Source organism: Streptomyces lancefieldiae (assembly GCF_031845825.1).
GTDB lineage: Bacteria > Actinomycetota > Actinomycetes > Streptomycetales > Streptomycetaceae > Streptomyces > Streptomyces lancefieldiae.
This window is the reverse complement of the sequence record NZ_JAVRFH010000064.1, coordinates 17760-35453: the sequence shown is the minus strand read 5'-3', so window position 1 is coordinate 35453 and position 17694 is coordinate 17760. Positions and strand designations below refer to the sequence as shown.

Annotated in this window: 11 protein-coding genes; 7 read left to right on the top strand and 4 right to left on the bottom strand. The window is 67.5% G+C overall.

Annotated elements, in window-relative coordinates:
- The first annotated feature begins 143 nt into the window (after positions 1–143).
- Positions 144–1883, top strand: a complete 1740-nt coding sequence (locus RM812_RS35925; RefSeq protein WP_311583083.1) for an AIPR family protein — start codon at positions 144–146, stop codon at positions 1881–1883.
- Positions 1884–2159: 276 nt separating this feature from the next.
- Here RM812_RS35925 and RM812_RS35920 read toward each other — a convergent pair whose 3' ends face one another.
- The 3 genes from RM812_RS35920 to RM812_RS35910 all read right to left on the bottom strand — a co-directional run bounded on the left by RM812_RS35920 (position 2160) and on the right by RM812_RS35910 (position 6312).
- Positions 2160–3221, bottom strand: coding sequence for an IS630 family transposase (locus RM812_RS35920; protein ID WP_449657857.1), 1062 nt, complete (start codon positions 3219–3221; stop codon positions 2160–2162).
- 124 nt (positions 3222–3345) lie between these two features.
- Complete coding sequence (locus tag RM812_RS35915) at positions 3346–5799, bottom strand: preprotein translocase subunit SecA (protein WP_311583080.1); 2454 nt, start codon at positions 5797–5799, stop codon at positions 3346–3348.
- A 297-nt stretch (positions 5800–6096) separates the two neighbouring features.
- On the bottom strand, positions 6097–6312 hold the full coding sequence (locus tag RM812_RS35910) for a hypothetical protein (RefSeq protein WP_311583078.1): 216 nt from the start codon (positions 6310–6312) through the stop codon (positions 6097–6099).
- Between the two features lie 458 nt (positions 6313–6770).
- On the opposite strand from RM812_RS35910, the gene RM812_RS35905 reads away from it, so the two are divergent.
- The 6 genes from RM812_RS35905 (at position 6771) to RM812_RS35880 (ending at position 17121) form a co-directional block, all read left to right on the top strand.
- Positions 6771–7376 (top strand): hypothetical protein, encoded by a 606-nt coding sequence (locus RM812_RS35905; protein ID WP_311583075.1) that lies wholly within the window; start codon positions 6771–6773, stop codon positions 7374–7376.
- 29 nt (positions 7377–7405) lie between these two features.
- On the top strand, positions 7406–7744 hold the full coding sequence (locus RM812_RS35900; protein WP_311583071.1) for a hypothetical protein: 339 nt from the start codon (positions 7406–7408) through the stop codon (positions 7742–7744).
- Between the two features lie 58 nt (positions 7745–7802).
- A complete protein-coding gene (locus RM812_RS35895) occupies positions 7803–7967 on the top strand; it encodes a hypothetical protein (RefSeq protein ID WP_311583068.1) in 165 nt (54 codons plus the stop codon).
- Positions 7968–8502: 535 nt separating this feature from the next.
- The gene (locus tag RM812_RS35890; protein WP_311583065.1) at positions 8503–9618 is read left to right on the top strand and encodes a hypothetical protein; all 1116 of its coding nucleotides are present in this window, start codon (positions 8503–8505) and stop codon (positions 9616–9618) included.
- Between the two features lie 494 nt (positions 9619–10112).
- Positions 10113–16382, top strand: a complete 6270-nt coding sequence (locus RM812_RS35885; RefSeq protein ID WP_311583060.1) for an ATP-binding protein — start codon at positions 10113–10115, stop codon at positions 16380–16382.
- A complete protein-coding gene (locus RM812_RS35880) occupies positions 16288–17121 on the top strand; it encodes a hypothetical protein (RefSeq protein WP_311583057.1) in 834 nt (277 codons plus the stop codon). Before RM812_RS35885 ends, RM812_RS35880 begins: the two co-directional genes overlap by 95 nt.
- Here RM812_RS35880 and RM812_RS35875 read toward each other — a convergent pair.
- Positions 17096–17653 carry a hypothetical protein gene (locus RM812_RS35875; protein WP_311583053.1) on the bottom strand — a complete coding sequence of 186 codons (558 nt, stop codon included), beginning with the start codon at positions 17651–17653 and terminating at the stop codon, positions 17096–17098. The two genes, RM812_RS35880 and RM812_RS35875, sit on opposite strands and share 26 nt — an antisense overlap.
- Positions 17654–17694 lie beyond the last annotated feature (41 nt).

The window sequence follows — 17694 nt, the reverse complement described above, 5'->3', positions numbered from 1 at the left end:
CGGTGATTCGACACCAACGAGCTGTTCAGGAGGCCCTGTTCGTATGCGTCCAGCGCCCCGCGATCACCCGATCGGGACTCCCGTTCGACGCACATCTCTCAAGATCGAAAAGAGAACAGCTTCTTAGTGGGGGGTGGTGCTGTATGACGTCCGCACAGAACAACGACCAGCGGCTACTCGACCGCATCCTGGAGGACCAGCATCGGAAGCTGGCGCCAGACAAGAACAGGGACGACTTCTTCACGTTCTTCGCTGCCGACAAGGCCCTGCAGGACTGGGACCTCGACAACGACGAAATCATGGACGGCATCGTGGACGGTGCCCACGATTGCGGCATCGACGGCATCTGGACTTTCGTGGACGAGCGCTACGTCACCGCCGATGCCCATCAGTTCCTGCCGTCGCGTGCCGGCAAGATCGAATTGGTGATCCTGCAAGCCAAGACCTCGACGGGCTACCAAGAGACCGTTGTCGAGAAGCTCCACTTCCATCTGCCGACGCTCCTGGACATGAGCCGGGACGAAGATGACCTGGCCGCACACACGAACGCCAAGCTCCTGGACCGCACACGGCGCTTCCTGCACATCCTCGAAGAGCTGGCGTCATCGTTCCCGCAGGTCCGTATCAAGGTCATCTACGCCAACAAAGCCGCCGAGACGCCGCACCCCAACGTGAAGGCCAAGGGAGACCGGCTGCGGCGAGAGCTCGCGAAGATCACTTCGGACACCAAGGCAGATCTGGAGTACCTCAACGCCGCTGACCTACGCGAACGCACCGCCCGAGGTGCCAAAGCGGTCGCGCAGTTGGTGTTCACCGAGACCCCGATGAGCACCTCACTCGGCGAGGGATACGTTTGCCTGGCCCGCCTGGACGAGTACTACCGCTTCATCACCTCCGACAACGAAGCGCTGCGACTGGAACTGTTCGAATCGAACGTGCGCGACTACGCCGGGTCCACTGCGGTGAACAACGCAATCGGCGAGACCCTTAAGTCCGGCACCGGCGAGGATTTCTGGTGGTTCAACAACGGTGTCACCGTGGTCGCCGACGCTGCCCAGATCGCAGGCAAAAGGATCGTTGTCAAAGAACCGCAGATCGTCAACGGGCTGCAGACCAGCCATGAGATCTACAGCTACTTCCAGAACGGCGGCCAGCACCGCGACCGCTCCCTTCTGGTCAAGATCGTGGTCGCACCCGAGTCCGGAACCGCCCGCGACCGCATCATCCGAGCCACGAACAGCCAGACGCAGCTGCCGGCGGGCGCCCTGCGAGCCACCGAAGCCATCCAGAAGGACATCGAGGAAAGCCTGGGCCACGCCGGTGGTTACTACTACGAACGCCGCGCCAGCTATTACCGCAACCTCGGCTTCCCCCTCGACCGGGTCATCAGCATGACCCGTCTGGCCCGGGAGTTCACCGCCTTCGTCCAGCGCGAACCACATACCGCCCTGCGACACTCGGACGCCCTGCTACTGGACGACCAGCACTACGCGCAGATCTTCTCCCCCCGCCACGACCTGGACATCTACCGCCTCTGCCTCGATGTCCACACCCGCCTACGAACCTTCCTCGCTCAGTACGCCGAAGACCGGCCCCTGCTGGGAGAAACCCTGGAGAACTGGCTCTACCCCCTGGCAGCTATGTCCGCCCACACCCTGACCCGGCTGAGGCAGCCCACCCCGCGGGACTTGCTCAACATCGACCTCGACCACCTCAGCGACGACCTCATGTCCCGTATGGCGGGCACGCTGGAGCAGAACTTCAAGAGCGCCCTGCGTCAGAGCAAAGCCGGCGGTGTCGACCGCATCGCCCGCACACCGGAATTCACCGCCAAGCTCCGCCAGGCCGTTGTCTCTCAAAGCCGATACCACATCGAACGTTGACTGGCAGGTAGTACGAGCCCTCACTCGACGCCCAGCGCAGCTGCGTGACTGCCCATGTCAACGCCGCTCCGCCGACGGCCCTAACCAGCCCATGCACGGTTGGCCGCAGCAACATCGAGTGCTGTGGAGCGGACGGTGTTCGCGTTTGGAGACCGCGGTAAAGAGTGGCAATCTGCTGGCGTGCAAGCAGTGCGGCGACGGCTTGGACGAACAAGTACGTCGTGGCGTCGGCGCGCCATTCGGCGCCCGTCAGCTTGTCACCGCCGCAGTTATTGATCAGAAACTCATGGGGTTCTCGTTCAGGACGTAGCGGACGGTGAGGCCGCCGAAGTAGCCGCGGACGATGTGCGGTTGCCGCTGGCGTCTGTGAAAGAAGCGGCGGGTCTCGGCGGCGAGTTCGGCCTGGTTCCGGGCCCGGTGCTGTCTGGGCAGGCTGCGCTTGAGGTCGGCGTTGACGAGTTCGTCGGGGTTGAGCTCGGGCGAGTACGGCGGCAGAAAGTGCAGCTCGACGTCGTCGGGGTGGGCGGCGAGCCAGTCGCGGACCTTCCTCGAGCGGTGGGCGGAGTGTCCGTCGACCACGAGGTGGACCTTGTGGTCGAAGTGGCCGGCGAGCCGGTCCAGGAAGCGGCACATCACCTCGGCGGTGAAGTGCTCGGTGAAGACCATGAAGTGCATCCGGCCCTTGGTGCTGATCGCCGACATCGCGTTCACCGAGAACCGGTTCCCGCTGCGCCCCACCACGGGTGTCCTGCCCTTCTCGCCCCAGGTGCGGCCGGTGACCTGGTCGGATCGGATGCCGACCTGGTCGGCGAAGAGGATCTCGCCGCCGTCCTTCCTCGCCCGCGCGCGGATCCTCGGCCAGGTCTCCTCGTGCCAGCGCCGGACAGCCTCCGGGTCCTGCTCGACGGCCCTCTTGTCCGGCCGCTGGAACGACAGCCCCCACCGCTTGAGGTACTTGCCCACACCCGGCTCGGTCAGCCGCACCCCGTACAGCTTCGCAATCAGCTCGCCCACCAGCCGCCGCGTCCACAACTGCCCGCTCAGCCCCACGTCACAGGGCCGGTGATCAAGGACAGCCTGCCGCACGGCGCCCTGCTCGGCCTCGTCCAGCACCTGGTGCACCCCGACCGGCTTGCCCCGAGGCCGCATAACCAGCGCCTCCCGGCCGCCAGCCAGCCACTTCGCCCACCAGCCGTCCACCGCCTTCAGCGACACCCCGAACATCGCCGCCACGTCCTCACGGTCCCGCCCCGCCACCAACGCGGCCACCGCCCGCAGCCGAAGGGCCTCCTGCGCCAACGGCGACAGATGCCGCGCGTCCCCCACCAGATCGCTCACACACCACCAACGACCCAGAAACCAAACCGTTTCTGATCAATATGGACGAACGACTCAACCAGTTTGGTCCAGTCTGGAGGCCCTCATACTTCCGCTGCTTCCGCATCACGCTAGTTTTCGGGGGTCACCTCTTACCGCGCGGCGACCGCTTGGCGTTGGGGTGGAGCCGATTCTGGAGGTCCGAGGCGGGCCGCAACGAGTTGAGGGATGCCGTGAGCGTGGCGTCAAGCGGCCCGATGTGCCCGTCGTAGTAGGCCCCGACAAGATCCCGAGTTGGCTCGTCGTACAGGAAGACGACGCCTCGCGGGATGCCGAGCTGATGCTTCTTTGCACGCAGGTAGTCGCGGAGTCTCTTCTCTTCGCTGACTGGATCTTTCCCGGCCGGGCGAGTGGCCCAGACGAGAAGCCATCCTTCAGCTGGATCCACGCTCCCTGTGGCAGGTACGGTGAGGCTGCGGCCGCTGCCGCTCGGCGACGGGCTGTTCAGCAGGTCGTCGCCGTTTCGTGCGAACTGGTGTTGGGCCGTCGTTGCCCCTGACAAAAGTGTTGCACCGATACTCAGCCAACCGGTGACGTTTCGTGACTGCAATTCGTCAATGAGTGGCGCGACCGGAGGCGCTGGCATCGCCGGCTTCGGCGCAGTCTCCTGGTCATCGCCGGCGCGGGCCTTGGTGTAGTACCACTGGTCCAGGGCGTCGGTACGGCTACTCAAGAAGACCGGCTTCTGTGCGCGGTAGCGGCGCAGCTCCGCAGTTGTTGGCTCGGGCATGAACGGGAACGCGGTGCGTACCCGTGCGGGGTCGGGTTCGACCCAAAGGCCCGCCTCGAAGAAGTACAGGAACAGATCCAGTTCGTCGGGCGCGTTGAACATGACGGTGACGTCAGGGTTGCGGCGCCGCCGAAGGTAGAGGAGGAACTCAGCTGGCCGAGCAACGAGTTCGGTGATGAGTTCAAGGTCGTGCAGCGACACGGTCCACGGGATGCTGCCGAGACTGAGCAAGCCCGCCCTCACCAGTTCCGCAGTGGCCGTCATGACGGTGGAGAGGTCATCGAGGCTGACGGTGATGGTGTGGATCTCGCGGATATGGCTGAGATCCACCCATCCTTCGCCTTCGATACGGAGACCACCGTCGCGCTCGATCCCGTCCCGCATCCGACCGGCTTGCTCGGCCGCCTTCGTGATGATGCCGGTCAGATCGGTGCGGAGACGTGCGGTCTTGCCACCGCGTGAAAGAGCGCTCAAGGCGACGGCCTTGTCTTCGACGATAATCGCGACATCGTCGAGGACAACAAGGTGGTCACCCTCGACGCGCTTGGTGTACTTCGCCGGATCAGCAGTCCTCTCTTCGGCGTCGTTCACAGGAACGTAGTACTCAAACGCGTCCCGGTAGTGAGCGCCGGGCAGCACCCGACCGAGCGCTGCCCGTGTGCGGGACTCCAGGAGGTCGCCACGGTGCTTCGCGTATGTGTTCCATGCGGAAGACGTCTTGAGATGCGCTTCGAGGTTCTCCCGGACGGCGACCACACTGAGTGCAGGGTGCGGCAGCATGATGCGCGCACTGTCACTGGCGATCAAGGGCCGCATGCGCAGCGGATTGTTGCCGACAGTGAACTTGTCGATGACCTCCGCCGGCGTGGTCGTCCCCAGATCGAGGCGGAACCGACCGACGACAGCTCGGACACGTTCCTCGGCGATGCCCGTGTGAGCGGCAGCATCTTCGATCGCAACCGTGGCTTCGTCAGCGCTGGGCTCGAACAGCGACACGAACCCGGCCCTGGCCAGTTCCGTCAGCTCCGGATTGAGCTCATCATCTCGCGTGGATGCAATCGCGTTCTCTGCCGCCGTGGCCATCGCCTCCATGCGGCCGTTCATGTTGACCTGTTGCAGGTGGTGGCACGCGTTGAGAACAGCCAGGGCGTCGGTGGAGTCAAACCCGAGCTCTACGTTGAGAGCCGCACGAACGATCGGGTCGCCGTCCAGGAGCGCAAGGTTGGTCGCCTCAACCATCTCCGGGTAGGACGGGTTGCGAATCCAAACCTCGGTGCCCTGAATGAGGAGTGACATCACAGCGAGCTTGTTAGTCCGGTCCACCGTCGCAAAGGACCGCAGCTGCGCAAGGTGCAGAAGCGCGACTAGCTGTTCCTTCGCCTCGGAGATGAAGTGGCTCATTTCCTGGTCCTCGACCGCGTCGTGGTCGAGGGCTCCTGCGGCTGCCGCATCCTGCTGAGACGCGAGAGCAATGAGTGCAAGCAACTCCACGTACGCGGCGTCTGCTTCCGCCGTGACCGGCATCGCACCCTCCGGCGCGAAGGGCAGGAACGCCAGACGAGCCACCTCGATGAGCCGGATCGCATCGAAGCGCTGCAGCTTCTGGACGAACCCGGCGAGGGCCTCGTCGAACGCTGCACTGATCGCCTCTACAGGATCCTCGGCCGCAGCAAATTGCTCCAGGAGCGCTTCCAGCGTGCCCCAGGTGTCAACTATGACCTGTGCATGCGGGTCAAACTCTGACGATGCTGGAACGGAGTGGCGCTGCCGTTTGTTTCGTACCTTGCGGCGCTTTGATCTAGAACTCACTGGCTAACCTCACCACATATTGGTACGGATCAGCCACCGGTTTCGCGCGCTCACGACGGCCAGGGGCTGTTGCATGATGGCTATAGGTCCGAAAGATCGGGCTGGCCAGGAGTCGGAGTGGGGCGTCCCGGTTCAAGTCGATTCTCCCGTTCATGCAGCCGCTCCCGGAAGCGGAGGAACTGTCTCGTCCTGCTTTTTGACGACCGCTTGCTCAGGGATCGATTGCTACGAAAGTCGGTTCTGGCCGGGCCGACCATGCGCAGGACGCTGAGCTTCGGCCGTGACGTCCGCACCGAGCTAGGCCAACGTCCTGTTCCCGTACTCGATGATGCCGTACTCGTCATCAAGCTCAGCAAGGCGCTCGGCCAGGGGTAGCTGGTGACTGAACCGCTGGTGGATGCGCATAGCAAGCTCTTGTGGCGTCAGCCGGCCCGCCAGCATCTGATGCACGAGCGCCCGCACGGCAGCGTCCTGCCCGGCCTCGCTGTCGCGCGGGTAGAACACAAGGTCCAACTCGTCGCGAGTCCGACGGGAAGCAGGTCCCGAACGTCGTACCCCGCCTCGGCACGTGTGTATCCGGCGAGAATGCGTAGTGCCGGGCTGTCTAGTCCGGCAACGGGTGCAGAGCAGTCAGCTTCGACGACATCGTGGGCATGGGCCTCGCCGACACTCCAGAGAACAGCGAGACCTTGCAGGTCATCGGTTGCGGCTTCGATCGGCGACAGCTACGGATGCTCCCCTCTACAGGACGATCCCGTCAACCGCCTTTCGACTCGGGCGCCGACCGCGCTGACGGACGATCTTCTCCGCAGACAGTCGCCCGTGACGAGCACGAGCACCCCCGAGGATCGGTCACACCAACCCCTCAATCTGCGACTTCAGGTTGGTGGTGGCTCCCTGATGCGCACAGTCGTGTGTCTCGCGATGGCGCTTTTCCTGTCTCGGACTTAGTTCACGAGGAGAATGGTTCCATGGAACGGTGGATCGACTTCTCGCGCGACCGGCGCATGCTGTGCGGGGCGTGCGGCCACCAGTGGCGCGTCGATCTGGACTGGATCGACCGATGGGAGCGAGGCGGAGAGAAGTGCCCCGGCTGCGGCCTGACGTGCGAGCACGAGGACGCACCCCGGGTGACGGTCGATCCCGACGAACCGGCGCTCGACGACGACTGGGTTGTGACCGTCTCCTGGTACCACACGAGCACGCAGCCGGACTGGCCGAGGAGGGACTTCGATCCGGCCGCCGTCCTCACGGCCGAGACCCGCATGAGGATGGGCGGCGACGAGCGTGTCGCCGCCTGGGCCGCACGTCAGCGGGCGAAGGCGCTCCACATCGGCACGTACGAGGCCGCGGTCCACAACATGCTCAGGCGGATCCGTGACCAGGCCGACCGGGGCAACCAGTTCTACCTGTACCGAGTCCATCTGCGTCCGTCCGTCGTGGTTCGCGAGGGCTGGCTCGTCGATCCCAGCGACTTCGTGGGCGACGTCGTCCTCGACGAGGTCTGCCCTCCGGGCGTCGGCGTTGCCCGCTACCTCAATTACCACGAAACCCCGGCGGGCTCTCCCTGGCGCTGAGGCGGGAAGCGATCGCCGGCGTTCAGCAGGTGCCAGTTCCGCTCCCGGATGCCTGGGACGCCGACTGGGTGAGAGAGGCCGCCCTGGCCCTCGAGACCGCTTCCGACGCCCCCGTCCCGGCGGCGGGCAAGCCGGCCCGCTTCGTGCGGCCGGCCTCGCCGCGAGTTGTCCTGGGCCGTGAGCTCGCGGCGGCGCTGGCTGGCCGTCTGCCGGTCAACCTCCGGGATCAGTTCACGTCGACCGCGGCGTTCGCCGAGGGCGACGATCCAGTTCGGTGGGCGCGTCGGACCAGCGCCCTGCTCGACCTGATCGGGAATCCAACGGGCGTGCTGTCGGCGCTCGGCAAGGCTGAGCAGCGACAGGTCTGAGGAACCAGGCGGAGAAAATCCCCCGGATACCCTCTGCAACAAGCAGCACGCCCGGCACGTGCTCACCGAGTACGCCGCGCATTACAACACCGGCAGGCCCCACCGGGAACTGCAGCTTCGCGCCCCCGCCGACGATCCCGACGCCAGCCCCTTCCCCGCTCAGCGCGTCCACTGCCACAACGTCCTTGGCGGGCTCATCCACGAGTACCGCAACACCGCTTGAAGAAGAACACGACAGGTGGCGAACGCCCAGCTCACAGCCCGTGCGGGGCTTTTGGAACCTCACAGGGCCTCAGCGCCGCATTCTATCGATGGACATGTACTCCCGTATAGGGCGTCGACGTGCAGGGAGTTCGTCTCCGACAGCGATGCCGAGGTTCGGGTGGAGCACTGGGACTTCTTCGGGGTCGAGCGGGCGGTCTGCGAGGGAAAGGGCGACCTTCCCGGTTCCGCCCGGTTCCTCGATCCACTCACCGTCGGCATCGACGGGCCAGATTCGGCAGACTCCGGGTCTTCGCTTGTGCGGCCCTGGCGCCTGCTGTCAGCGCCTGTTCCTGGGCGGCGTCGGCACGGGCTCCGGCAGTGTGCAGCGGTGGGCCCAGCGCCGCGGCGGCGAGCACCGGCCAGGCGCCCTGCACTGGGGCGGCCGGTCCGTCCATCGGTTGTACGTCGACCGGGCTCCTCAAGGAGCCGGCGACAGTTGATTACGCGAGCCCACCGGTAAGTCCCCGAGCCGGTGATGCCGATAGCCTTGGATCATGACCGAGCCCACTGCCGAACTGCCCTCGCTGGTCGCAGACCACCCAGACAACCCGTCCGTGATGATCGATGTGCACGGTGCCCACGTGGCGGTCCCTGGCAGCCTGCGCCAGCCGGGCGTCGCGCAGCAGCGGGTGTACGACCCGGGCCGGACCGTCGAACACCCCGGCAGCGAAGTGCACTTCCCTCCGATCAACAACGGCCTAGACTACCTGATCAGCGTGGTCGAGCACCTCGAGGCCGACGAGGAGCGGGTCAGCGCCCGGGATCTGAAGTACGCCGTTCTGCACCTGGCCGCCGGCGCCGAGGTTCTCCTCAAGGCCCGGCTGCAGCAGGAGCATTGGGCGCTCGTCTTCAAAGACCCGGCCCGCGCGAGTCACGACGAACTCGTGAAGGGCACACTGCTCAGCTGCAGCCCCGAGGAGACGGTCAACCGCCTGCAGAAGATCGCTCGCGTCCAGATCAGCGCAGGGGAAGCCGCGGCCCTGAAAAAGCTTGCCGAACACCGCAACGCCCTCCAGCACTACGGTCTGATCGGGGAGGCGGCCAACGCCCGCGCAGTGGAGAGCAAGACGGCCGAAGTTCTGGACTTCCTCATCCGGTTCCTTGACGAGCAGCTTCTTCCGACCCTGGGCCAAGAAGCCCGCGAGGCACTCGAAGTTGACATGGAGCGAATCCGCGGAGGTCTGCTCCAGATCCGAAGCTTCGTGAAGAAGAGGCTGCAGCGGCTCGAGGGCACCTTGTCCGCGCACCGCGAGCTCACTGTGGAGTGCTCGGAGTGCCGCCAGTGGGCTCACCTCGTACTTCCGGACCCGAACGAGAAGGCACTCCTGCTGAGCTCCTGCCTGCTCTGTGGTGCGACCATGCCCTCCGACTCGGCCGCCCTCTGCTACGCGGTGGAGTTCCTGGAATCCGACCCGTTTCCGGTGGACGGATCGGCGCCGGCATACGAGACGTGCCCGGCCTGCGGCGGCCCCGACACACTGGTGCGCGGGGTGCGCACACTCGCTGACCCCGAGCGGCCGGTCGCCTTCTGCTTCCAGTGCCCCGGTGAGGTCCGCGAGCCGTTCGAACTCCCTGCCGTCGACGTGGGCTGGGGCAACGTCCTTAAGTGAGTTTGTGGTGCTGCCAGGCGTGAGCTGCCCGACCACGTCACAAAGGAGCTCGACAAGCCCGTGGGTCTGAGCCTTTGATGCTCAGCTCTGAGGAGATGAGATGGCGCGCAAACTCGCCCAGCGCGAAGGACGCCAGGCACAGGTCCTTCGCTAACTCCTCCACCTTTTCCACCGCACGAGGGTTCTACGGCTCGTACGGCTCCGCCTTCGCGGCCAGCCACTTCCTCTCCGCAGTCCCAGCAACGCACCTGGGTCCTGGGAGCGCAGCGCCCTGCGTGAGCCTTCGAAATCCAGCATTGACGCAGCCCTCTCCCAGGTCGCGGTGGTGGTGAGCAGTCCCCAACTCCGCTTCTCGCCGCTGTCGTGCCCGGCGTCCGCCGTGCGCTCCCGGCCATGGCCGATCACGTGTCAGCTTCGGCTGCGCTTGTTGCGTCCGGGCTGAGGTCTGGTTGGGTAGGTTGTGGCGTGTCGTCGGTGGTGCGGGAGGAGTGCGGGTGGGCGCGACCGAGTCCAATGCCGGGGATGATTTCCACTTCTGGTGGACGGCTGGGCGGGCTCTTGAGCTCGTTTCCCCTGGCGCGGAGCTTGAGCTTGTCACGGTCGAGGGCCTCGCTGTTGTCGACGACCCGGACGAGCAGTACGAGACGGTCGATGTCGCCGAGTATTTCGGGGGGCGTGACGTAGCGAGCGCGGACCGGATTGTGCTGTCGCAGTTGAAGTACAGCACCCGACACGCGGAGACTGCGTGGACGGCTGCCCGCCTGTGCCAGAAGCGGGTCAAGAAGGCGGAAGGGAACGCGGACTCGGAACGGTCGGTGATCGCTGACCTCGCCGCCGCGTACACGCGCCTTCGGGACGACCACGGTGACCAGGCACTGGGCAAGGCCCGGATCGCGCTGGTGAGCAACTGCCCCGGAGATCCTTTGCTGCTGGAGAGTGTGCGAGCAGCAGCGCAGTGGACGGCCGGGCAGACCGCCCCGAGTCGGAAGGACCTGAAAGCCGCCCTTCCGTCCGACCAGGCCGCGGTGATCGGCACGCTGGCCGACACCATCGGGCAGCGTCTGAAGAGCGCTGAGTTCTGCCGCTTCCTGCAGCTCCTGGACCTGTCGACGACCGGGACGATGGACCGGACCGCGCTCGCGCGGGCGGTGAGGTCGGGAGCGAGCGTGCTGACGCCCGGGCACGGCCTGGACTCGGCGAACCGGCTCTTCGACCTGGTCCGTCAACAGGCGTTGCCGGGTTCGGGCCGGGGCGGCGTCACCGCCCAGGATGTGCTGGCGACGCTGGGCGTCGCCGATCTGCTTGACCTTTATCCGGCGCCGTCACGCCTGGAGCCGCTCCAGAACCCGCTGCCGACGGTGGGCGCCGAGGCCGTCGCAGCGGCGGTCACGGCCAACATCGGCAGGCTGACCGTCGCGCACGGTGACGCGGGCGTTGGGAAGACCACGGCGATGCGGCAGACCGCGGACCACCTCCCGGCCGGCTCGCAGGTGGTGCTGTTCGACTGCTACGGGGCGGGCGAGTACCTCAGCGCGGGGGAGGAACGGCACACCCCCAGACGGTTCGTCACCCAGGTCGTGAACGAGGTGGCGCAGCGTTGCGGCACCCCTTTGCTGGTGCAGGCCCCGGCTGACGAAGGGGACCTGTGGCGCAGGCTGAGCCGCACACTCGAGCAGGCTGTCACGACGCTTCCCGACGGCGCGGTGCTGGTCCTGGCGGTGGACGCGGCGGACAACAGCGCTGTCGCGGCCAGGGAGCGCGACGAGCGGAGCTTCCTTACGGACCTTGTCCGGCTGCCGCTGCCTGGACGTGTGTCCGTGGTCCTGTCCGCGCGATCCCACCGCGTCCCTTCACTCGGGGCCGACGCCGCCGCGCAGGTGCCGCTGCCGCCGTTCACGGCTGAGACCTCGGCCGCGCATCTGCGTCGCTACCGGCCCGCCGCCTCCGACGAGGAGTGCCTGGACTTCCACGGTCGTAGCGGCGGCAATCCCAGGGCACAGAACTACACCCTGGAGCAGGCCCGCACCGAAGCATGGGACATGGCGACCCTGCTGGAGAAGAGCGAGCGGACCCCTCAACAGATGTTCGAGCTGCTGCTCGCGTCGGGGCTGCAGGCCGGCGGCGCGGACGCGGGCGGAGAGAGGTGGCTCGCGTTCCTGCTGGCGCTGGCCCGCCCGGTCAGCATGGCCACGCTGGCGTCCGCGCTCGATGTGCCCATCGAGAAGGTGACGGCGTTCGCGAAGGGACTGGCTCCCGGCATCAGGCTCTTCGGGGAGCGGATCCAGTTCCGGGACGAGGACTTCGAGACGTTCGTCCGCGGCCGCGTGGACGACGAGGCGGTCGTCGAGGCGCACGGCCGCCTGGCCGACCTGTTTCTTGAGCAGCGCGCGACCAGCGCGGACGCCGCGGCGCATGTCGCCACCCATCTCTCCCTGGCGAAGCGGCTGACGGAACTGGTCGGCCTGGTCCTGGCCGAGGACTACCCGGCCGGGATCGCCGATGGATTCCGCCGCGAACAGGTCCAGATGGAGCGGTTGCGCCTGGCCGCGCTGGCGGTTGCCGAGACCGGATCCGCGTCGGATGCGGTCCGGCTCGCCGCGCGGGGATGCGACACCGCAGCGCGTTCCAAGAGCCTGTCGGAGCTGGTCGACTCCCACATGGATCTGGTGGCCCAGTACGCCGACGTGGACCTGCTCCAGGCCTTCGCTCCCCGGCACGGCGATACCCAGTGGCTGGGCCCGGTGTGGATGCGGCTCGCGGGCGTGCTGTCACGTGACCCGCAACGGCAGGCCGAGACGAGGAACGCCCTGGGCAAAGCCGGCGCGTGGGTGCGGCGCTGGATGGCTTCCCAGGACAAGGAAGGAAGATCCTGGGAGGTCGGCGCCGACGACGTAGCGGCCGCCGCGGAGGCACGGTACCGGCTCGATGGGCTGCAGGCCGTGATCCGCATGCTGCGGCGGTGGCGGCCGGCCTCCTTCGTCGTGGAGGTGACAGAGCGCCTCGCGGCCCGGCTCGCCGGGGAACTGGACGCCCAGGAGGCATACGACGCCCTGACCCAGCATCGCGTGCCTGCGCACGCCCAGGCTCCGGTGCTGGCCCATCTCGGCAGCGCGACGTCTCCACCTCCCACGAAATGGGTGGACGAGGTCACGGCCGCCCTCACCCAGGTGCCGACCACCGAGCCTCACCCACCGTGGCACCGGAAACTCCTCGACGTCGCCCTGCGCTTCGGCGACCGTCAGTCCGCGCTGGCCCTGGCCGAGCACTGGGCAGGTGAATTGCCCACACCCAAGTGGGCGTTCACCTCACCGTCGGGCCCGGCAACGATCGCCCTCTACAGCCACGCCGCGTCGGCCGCCCTGAGCGACACCCAGACGGACGCCGAACAACTACTCCCTGCCTCCCTACGACCACCCGCTCAGGGCACCGGCCACAGCTACGACCCGCACACCAGCGAACGCGAAGCCTGGGTGAAGCGGGTCGCCCCTCTGATCACCGCTGGCCTTCTCCACGTTCGGGCCGTCCTAGGCCAGGCCTACGCCGGTGACGTGGAGGCGTTCTGCACGGCTGGTCTGCAGACGCGCACCGAACTCACCACGTACCGCTGGTTCACCTACGACCGAGAGTTCCGCGCCTGGGCGACAATGGTGGCCTGCGCCGCCATCGAGACGGGTGCCCCCGCGGCCATCATCGACCACTTGGCAGACGCGGCCCCCGGGCTGCTGCGCGGCGGGGCACCCACCCTGTGGCTGGACCTGGCGGACGTGCTGGCCGAGCACGGAGCCCATCCGAACACGGCAGCCGACCTGTGCCTCAAGGCCGCCCAGGCCGCCCGCGACGACGGATACGACGCCGCGGACCGCCTGGAGCTCCTGGCCCGGAGCGCCGGCATCGCGGGCACCCTGCACTCCGAGCTCGGCCGAAACTTGTTCGACCAGGCCGTCGACGCGGCCGCCGGCATCAACGACGAGTCGGCCCGGCTGCTCGGCGTCTACGCCGACCTGGCACAGCGCGCCGACCTGTCCGCGCCGGACCGCGCCGTCACAGTCTCGCGTCTGGTCGCGGCCGTGGAAGCCGTCACCTCGCACGTCACCGACGCCAGTGTCATTCCGTACGAGGAGGTGCTGAAGGCCACGGCCGGCCTCGACTGCGGCCTTGGGCTGGCCACGGCGAGCCGTTGGGACGATGAGGACCGGATCGGACTCGCGCAGGCCTTGCCGGCCGCACTCGAAGGGGCCGTCACCATGGGAGCGCTGCCTGGCGGGCAAGCACTCGCCCTCGACCACCTGATCGACGACGATGCGCGGCGCCTCGCCTTCCAGATCACCGTGGCGCGGCATCTCGCCTCCGCAGGGTCGGCGAGCAGCCGGGCGGCCGTGCGGACAGCTCTGGTCCGCGCCGCCACGTGGCTGCGGCTCCGAGTCCCCGTTCGATCGCAACCCCGGCTCGCTTCGCAGCTCGTCGACGCGGCACGCTCCCTCGACCAGGAAGCGGCCGTTCAACCGGAACTCGAACCGGTCATCGCGCTGTCTCCGCAGGGCCGGGCCGGCGAATCAGAGGGCGTCTCGGCCACCTGGATCGGGGACACCGAGGCTTCCCCCAGCGAGGGGGCGCCCGCGGCGTCGGTGTCGGTGTCCGTGGCCAGTTGGCGCACGCTCGCCGCGGATATCGAAGCTATGGGAACAGCTGCGCCGTACGGTCACGCGCTGGTGCAGCACCTCACTCGTCTCGTCGAGGCCGCGCCGATGACCGAGCGGCTGTCTGCCCTCAAGGCAGCCGCTGCATTGGCCTCTACCAACGCGCCGGCCGTGATCGAAACTCTGGCTGGCCTCGTCGAGCAGTGGCGTCAATGGCCGGGCGTCGAAGCGTGGGCCAAGACCACTGTGACCGCCCTCCTCGCACAGCATTTGTCTGACCTGGTCTGGACGTACGATCCCCCACGCCTGGCACGCCAGTTGCGCAGCCTCGGTGACGACGCCACGATCCGCAGCGCGATCCTGCGCGCACTGCCGCATGCGCAGACGCGCCTGACCGCCTTCGGCTGGCAGACCGTCGCCGTCGTGCTCGGTCGCCTGTGCGAACCCGCTGCCGCAGCCGACGCCCTCTCCGGTCTTCTCGCCCCCTACCCTGCCACCACCCCGGCACATCCCGAGACGGACGAGAGTCCGCTGCCAGCACTGCTGTGGAGTGCCTTCGGCCACCCCCGGCGTCAGATCCGGTGGCGGGCCGCGCACGCGGCAAGGGAACTGCTCAGCCACCAAGACCACGTCACGGTACGGTCGCTGACCGCGGCGCTGGTCGCCTGCCTCGACCGCGCCGATGCCGCCCCCTACCGGGCACCGGGCCTTCACTTCTACCGGCTCTCGGCTGTCACGGGTCTGCTAACCGCCCTGCACCGGGTCGCCCGGGACAAGCCTGCGCTGATGCGAGAGCATCTCGACGTTTTCGTCCGGCACGCCACCAGCACCGACCTGCCGCACGCGCAGATCCGCGAACTCGCGCGACGTACCGCCCTCGCCCTGGCGGCTCCGGACGACCCGTCCCGTAACCAGCTCGAGGTCGCGAACCGCGCCGACCGCTGCAGCATCTACCAGACCCCTAAGAACGAGCACGGCGGCATCCTTAGCGATGTCGGCGACCGCTACCGCTTCGATGCGATCGACACGGTCCCCTACTGGTTGCGGCCGCTCGCGCGGGTCTTCGACCTCCCCGTCGACACGATCGCGCGCAAGGCAGAGGCCTGGATCCTGGACAAGTGGGGTCTGAGCGAGAAGGACTGGTGGACCGACACGCGTGAACTCCGCAGCGAACGGGTCTCGGCCCGCATGGGCCACCGCCACGGCTCCATCCCACCGGAGGAGAGCCTGCGGCTCTACCTGGAATACCACTCCATGCTGGCCGCGGCCGGCGAACTCGTCGACGAGCACCATCCCCTGCTGATCGAGAAATGGACCGAGAACGAGAACCCCTGGGACGAGTGGCTGGCCCAGTACGTGCTGCCCGACGGACCATGGCTGGCCGACCTCAGCGAGCCCGCGCCCGCAGAGCCCTACCTGTTCCTCGGTCCCGGCCCGGAAGATAGCGCCTGGGCCGCCCCCCAGTTCACGGACAGCAAAGAGATCTTCGGCCTGGTGCACGACGACCTGCCTCCGTCCGTGCTCATCGCCGCCTCCATGAACACCACCTGGGCAGACGGGTACGAGAACGTCCACGTCTCCTCGGCACTCGTCCGCCCTGACCGCGCAGAAGACCTCCAACGAGCCCTGGCCGCAGCGACGGACCCCTGGGACTGGAAACTCCCCGACGAGGACGAAACCGCGCACGAGGTCGACCACGGGCTCTTCGAGCTGCGCGGCTGGCTGCGCGACCCTGCCTTCCGACCCGAGAACCTCGACGAGCACGACCCCTACGCGCAGGGGCTGCGCGCCGAAGGCCCCTTGCCCGGACACGTCTTCCGGCGGCAGACCCACGCACACCCGGACCAGGACGGCGTCCGGCTCCTCGCAGCCGACCAGGCCGTCCTCGCCCACTGGACGCAGTGGTCGGACGGCGACCCTGACGACAGCCGCGTAGGCAGGACAACCAACGGATCACGCGTCCACGTGACCCGCGACGCGCTCCTGAAGTACCTCTCGACCACCGGATACAGCCTCATCGTGGAGGTCCAAATTGGACGACGCCGCAACAGAACAGCCGCCCGCCACGACGACCGCCGAAGCTGGCTCTACCTCATCCACGCAGACGGCCGGACAACAGTCCGCTGATCCGCTCGCCGAACTCGGCGAGCGAATCCTCGCGGAGCTCGGCGAAGAACGCAGCAACAACACGCTCATCCGCTGGCTCAGCCACCACACCGCCCGACTCATGCAGGCCGCCGACGACGCCGCCCGCGCCGGCGACGTTAGTGCTCCCGCACGGGCAGAGGAAGCCAGGACCGCCATCCTGCAACTGTGGCAGGCCCGCTCCTCCTGGCCCGAAGGCTGGCCACCGCCAAGGGCCGCCGCGCTGGCCAAGGCCATGGCCGGCATCCCCAAGGTGACGGCGGACACGTGGCCCGGCCAGTCACTCCCCGCACGCCTCGACGCCGTGCACCAGGTGATCCTCGCCGCGTTCACTGACGAGGCCGCAGCGAGCGCTCCCGACGGCAACGAGGAGGACTGGCTCAATGCCTCGGGGGAGCACCTCACGGACGCCGAGACCGTGATCCTGCGCCGAGCCGCCGACACACCGCAGCACAGCGAAGCTCTCGGCGAGCTGGCAACGCTCATTGAGCAGTTCAACACCCCGAAGACCGGCGAATCGAGCGGTCCACCCGCGGACGAGGTCATGCAGCACCCCCTGGTACGGCTGGCCGACACCTACCGAAAGATCATCATCGACCGCGTCGCGCGGACAGACCTTCCCACACAAGCCGACCGAGCGGCCGACCAGTCGCACGGCACCGACGAAGGCACTGAACAGACGAGTGGCGTCGAGCCTACTGCTGGCGGGGACAAGCCCTGAGTAGCGGCAGGCCCCTGGGCACCGAGCAACTGCCGGGTGGCCTGCGTCGAGAGGCCGCGGTGCACCGCCACAGGCTCTCGGCGGGAGCCGTCAAAATGCCCACCGTGATGCCGAGCACGACCAGTTCCCCGTGGATACGGCGGTAGCCCCAGCCGCTGTTCTCGCGGGCCAGGCGCAGGACCAGCACCCGGATCGAGCGGACGGTGCCCGGCCGTCCGGGCCGCTTGGGGCGGCAGATGCGGGCGTGCCGCTGCCTCAGCAGGTTGTGGTGCCACCGCAGCACCGTGTCCGGACGTACCAGAAGCCGGAGACGACCCCGCACCTGGCGCTGCAGCGGTGCCAGGAGCGCGGCGAGGAAGGCCCGATTCTCGGGGACAAACTTCACACTTTTCGGGCCGAGCTGGCGATCAAGGACCGTGATCTGGTGGCGTAGGGCCAGGCTCCCGGCGTCCTTGGCACGGTCGCTCATCGGGAGCGCCCAGAGAGCGGCGAAGCCGTTCGACACGGTCAGATAGGCGAGACGCAGGAGCATGAGTGGTCATCATGCCGTGGCAACCGCAACTGGCAGCGGCC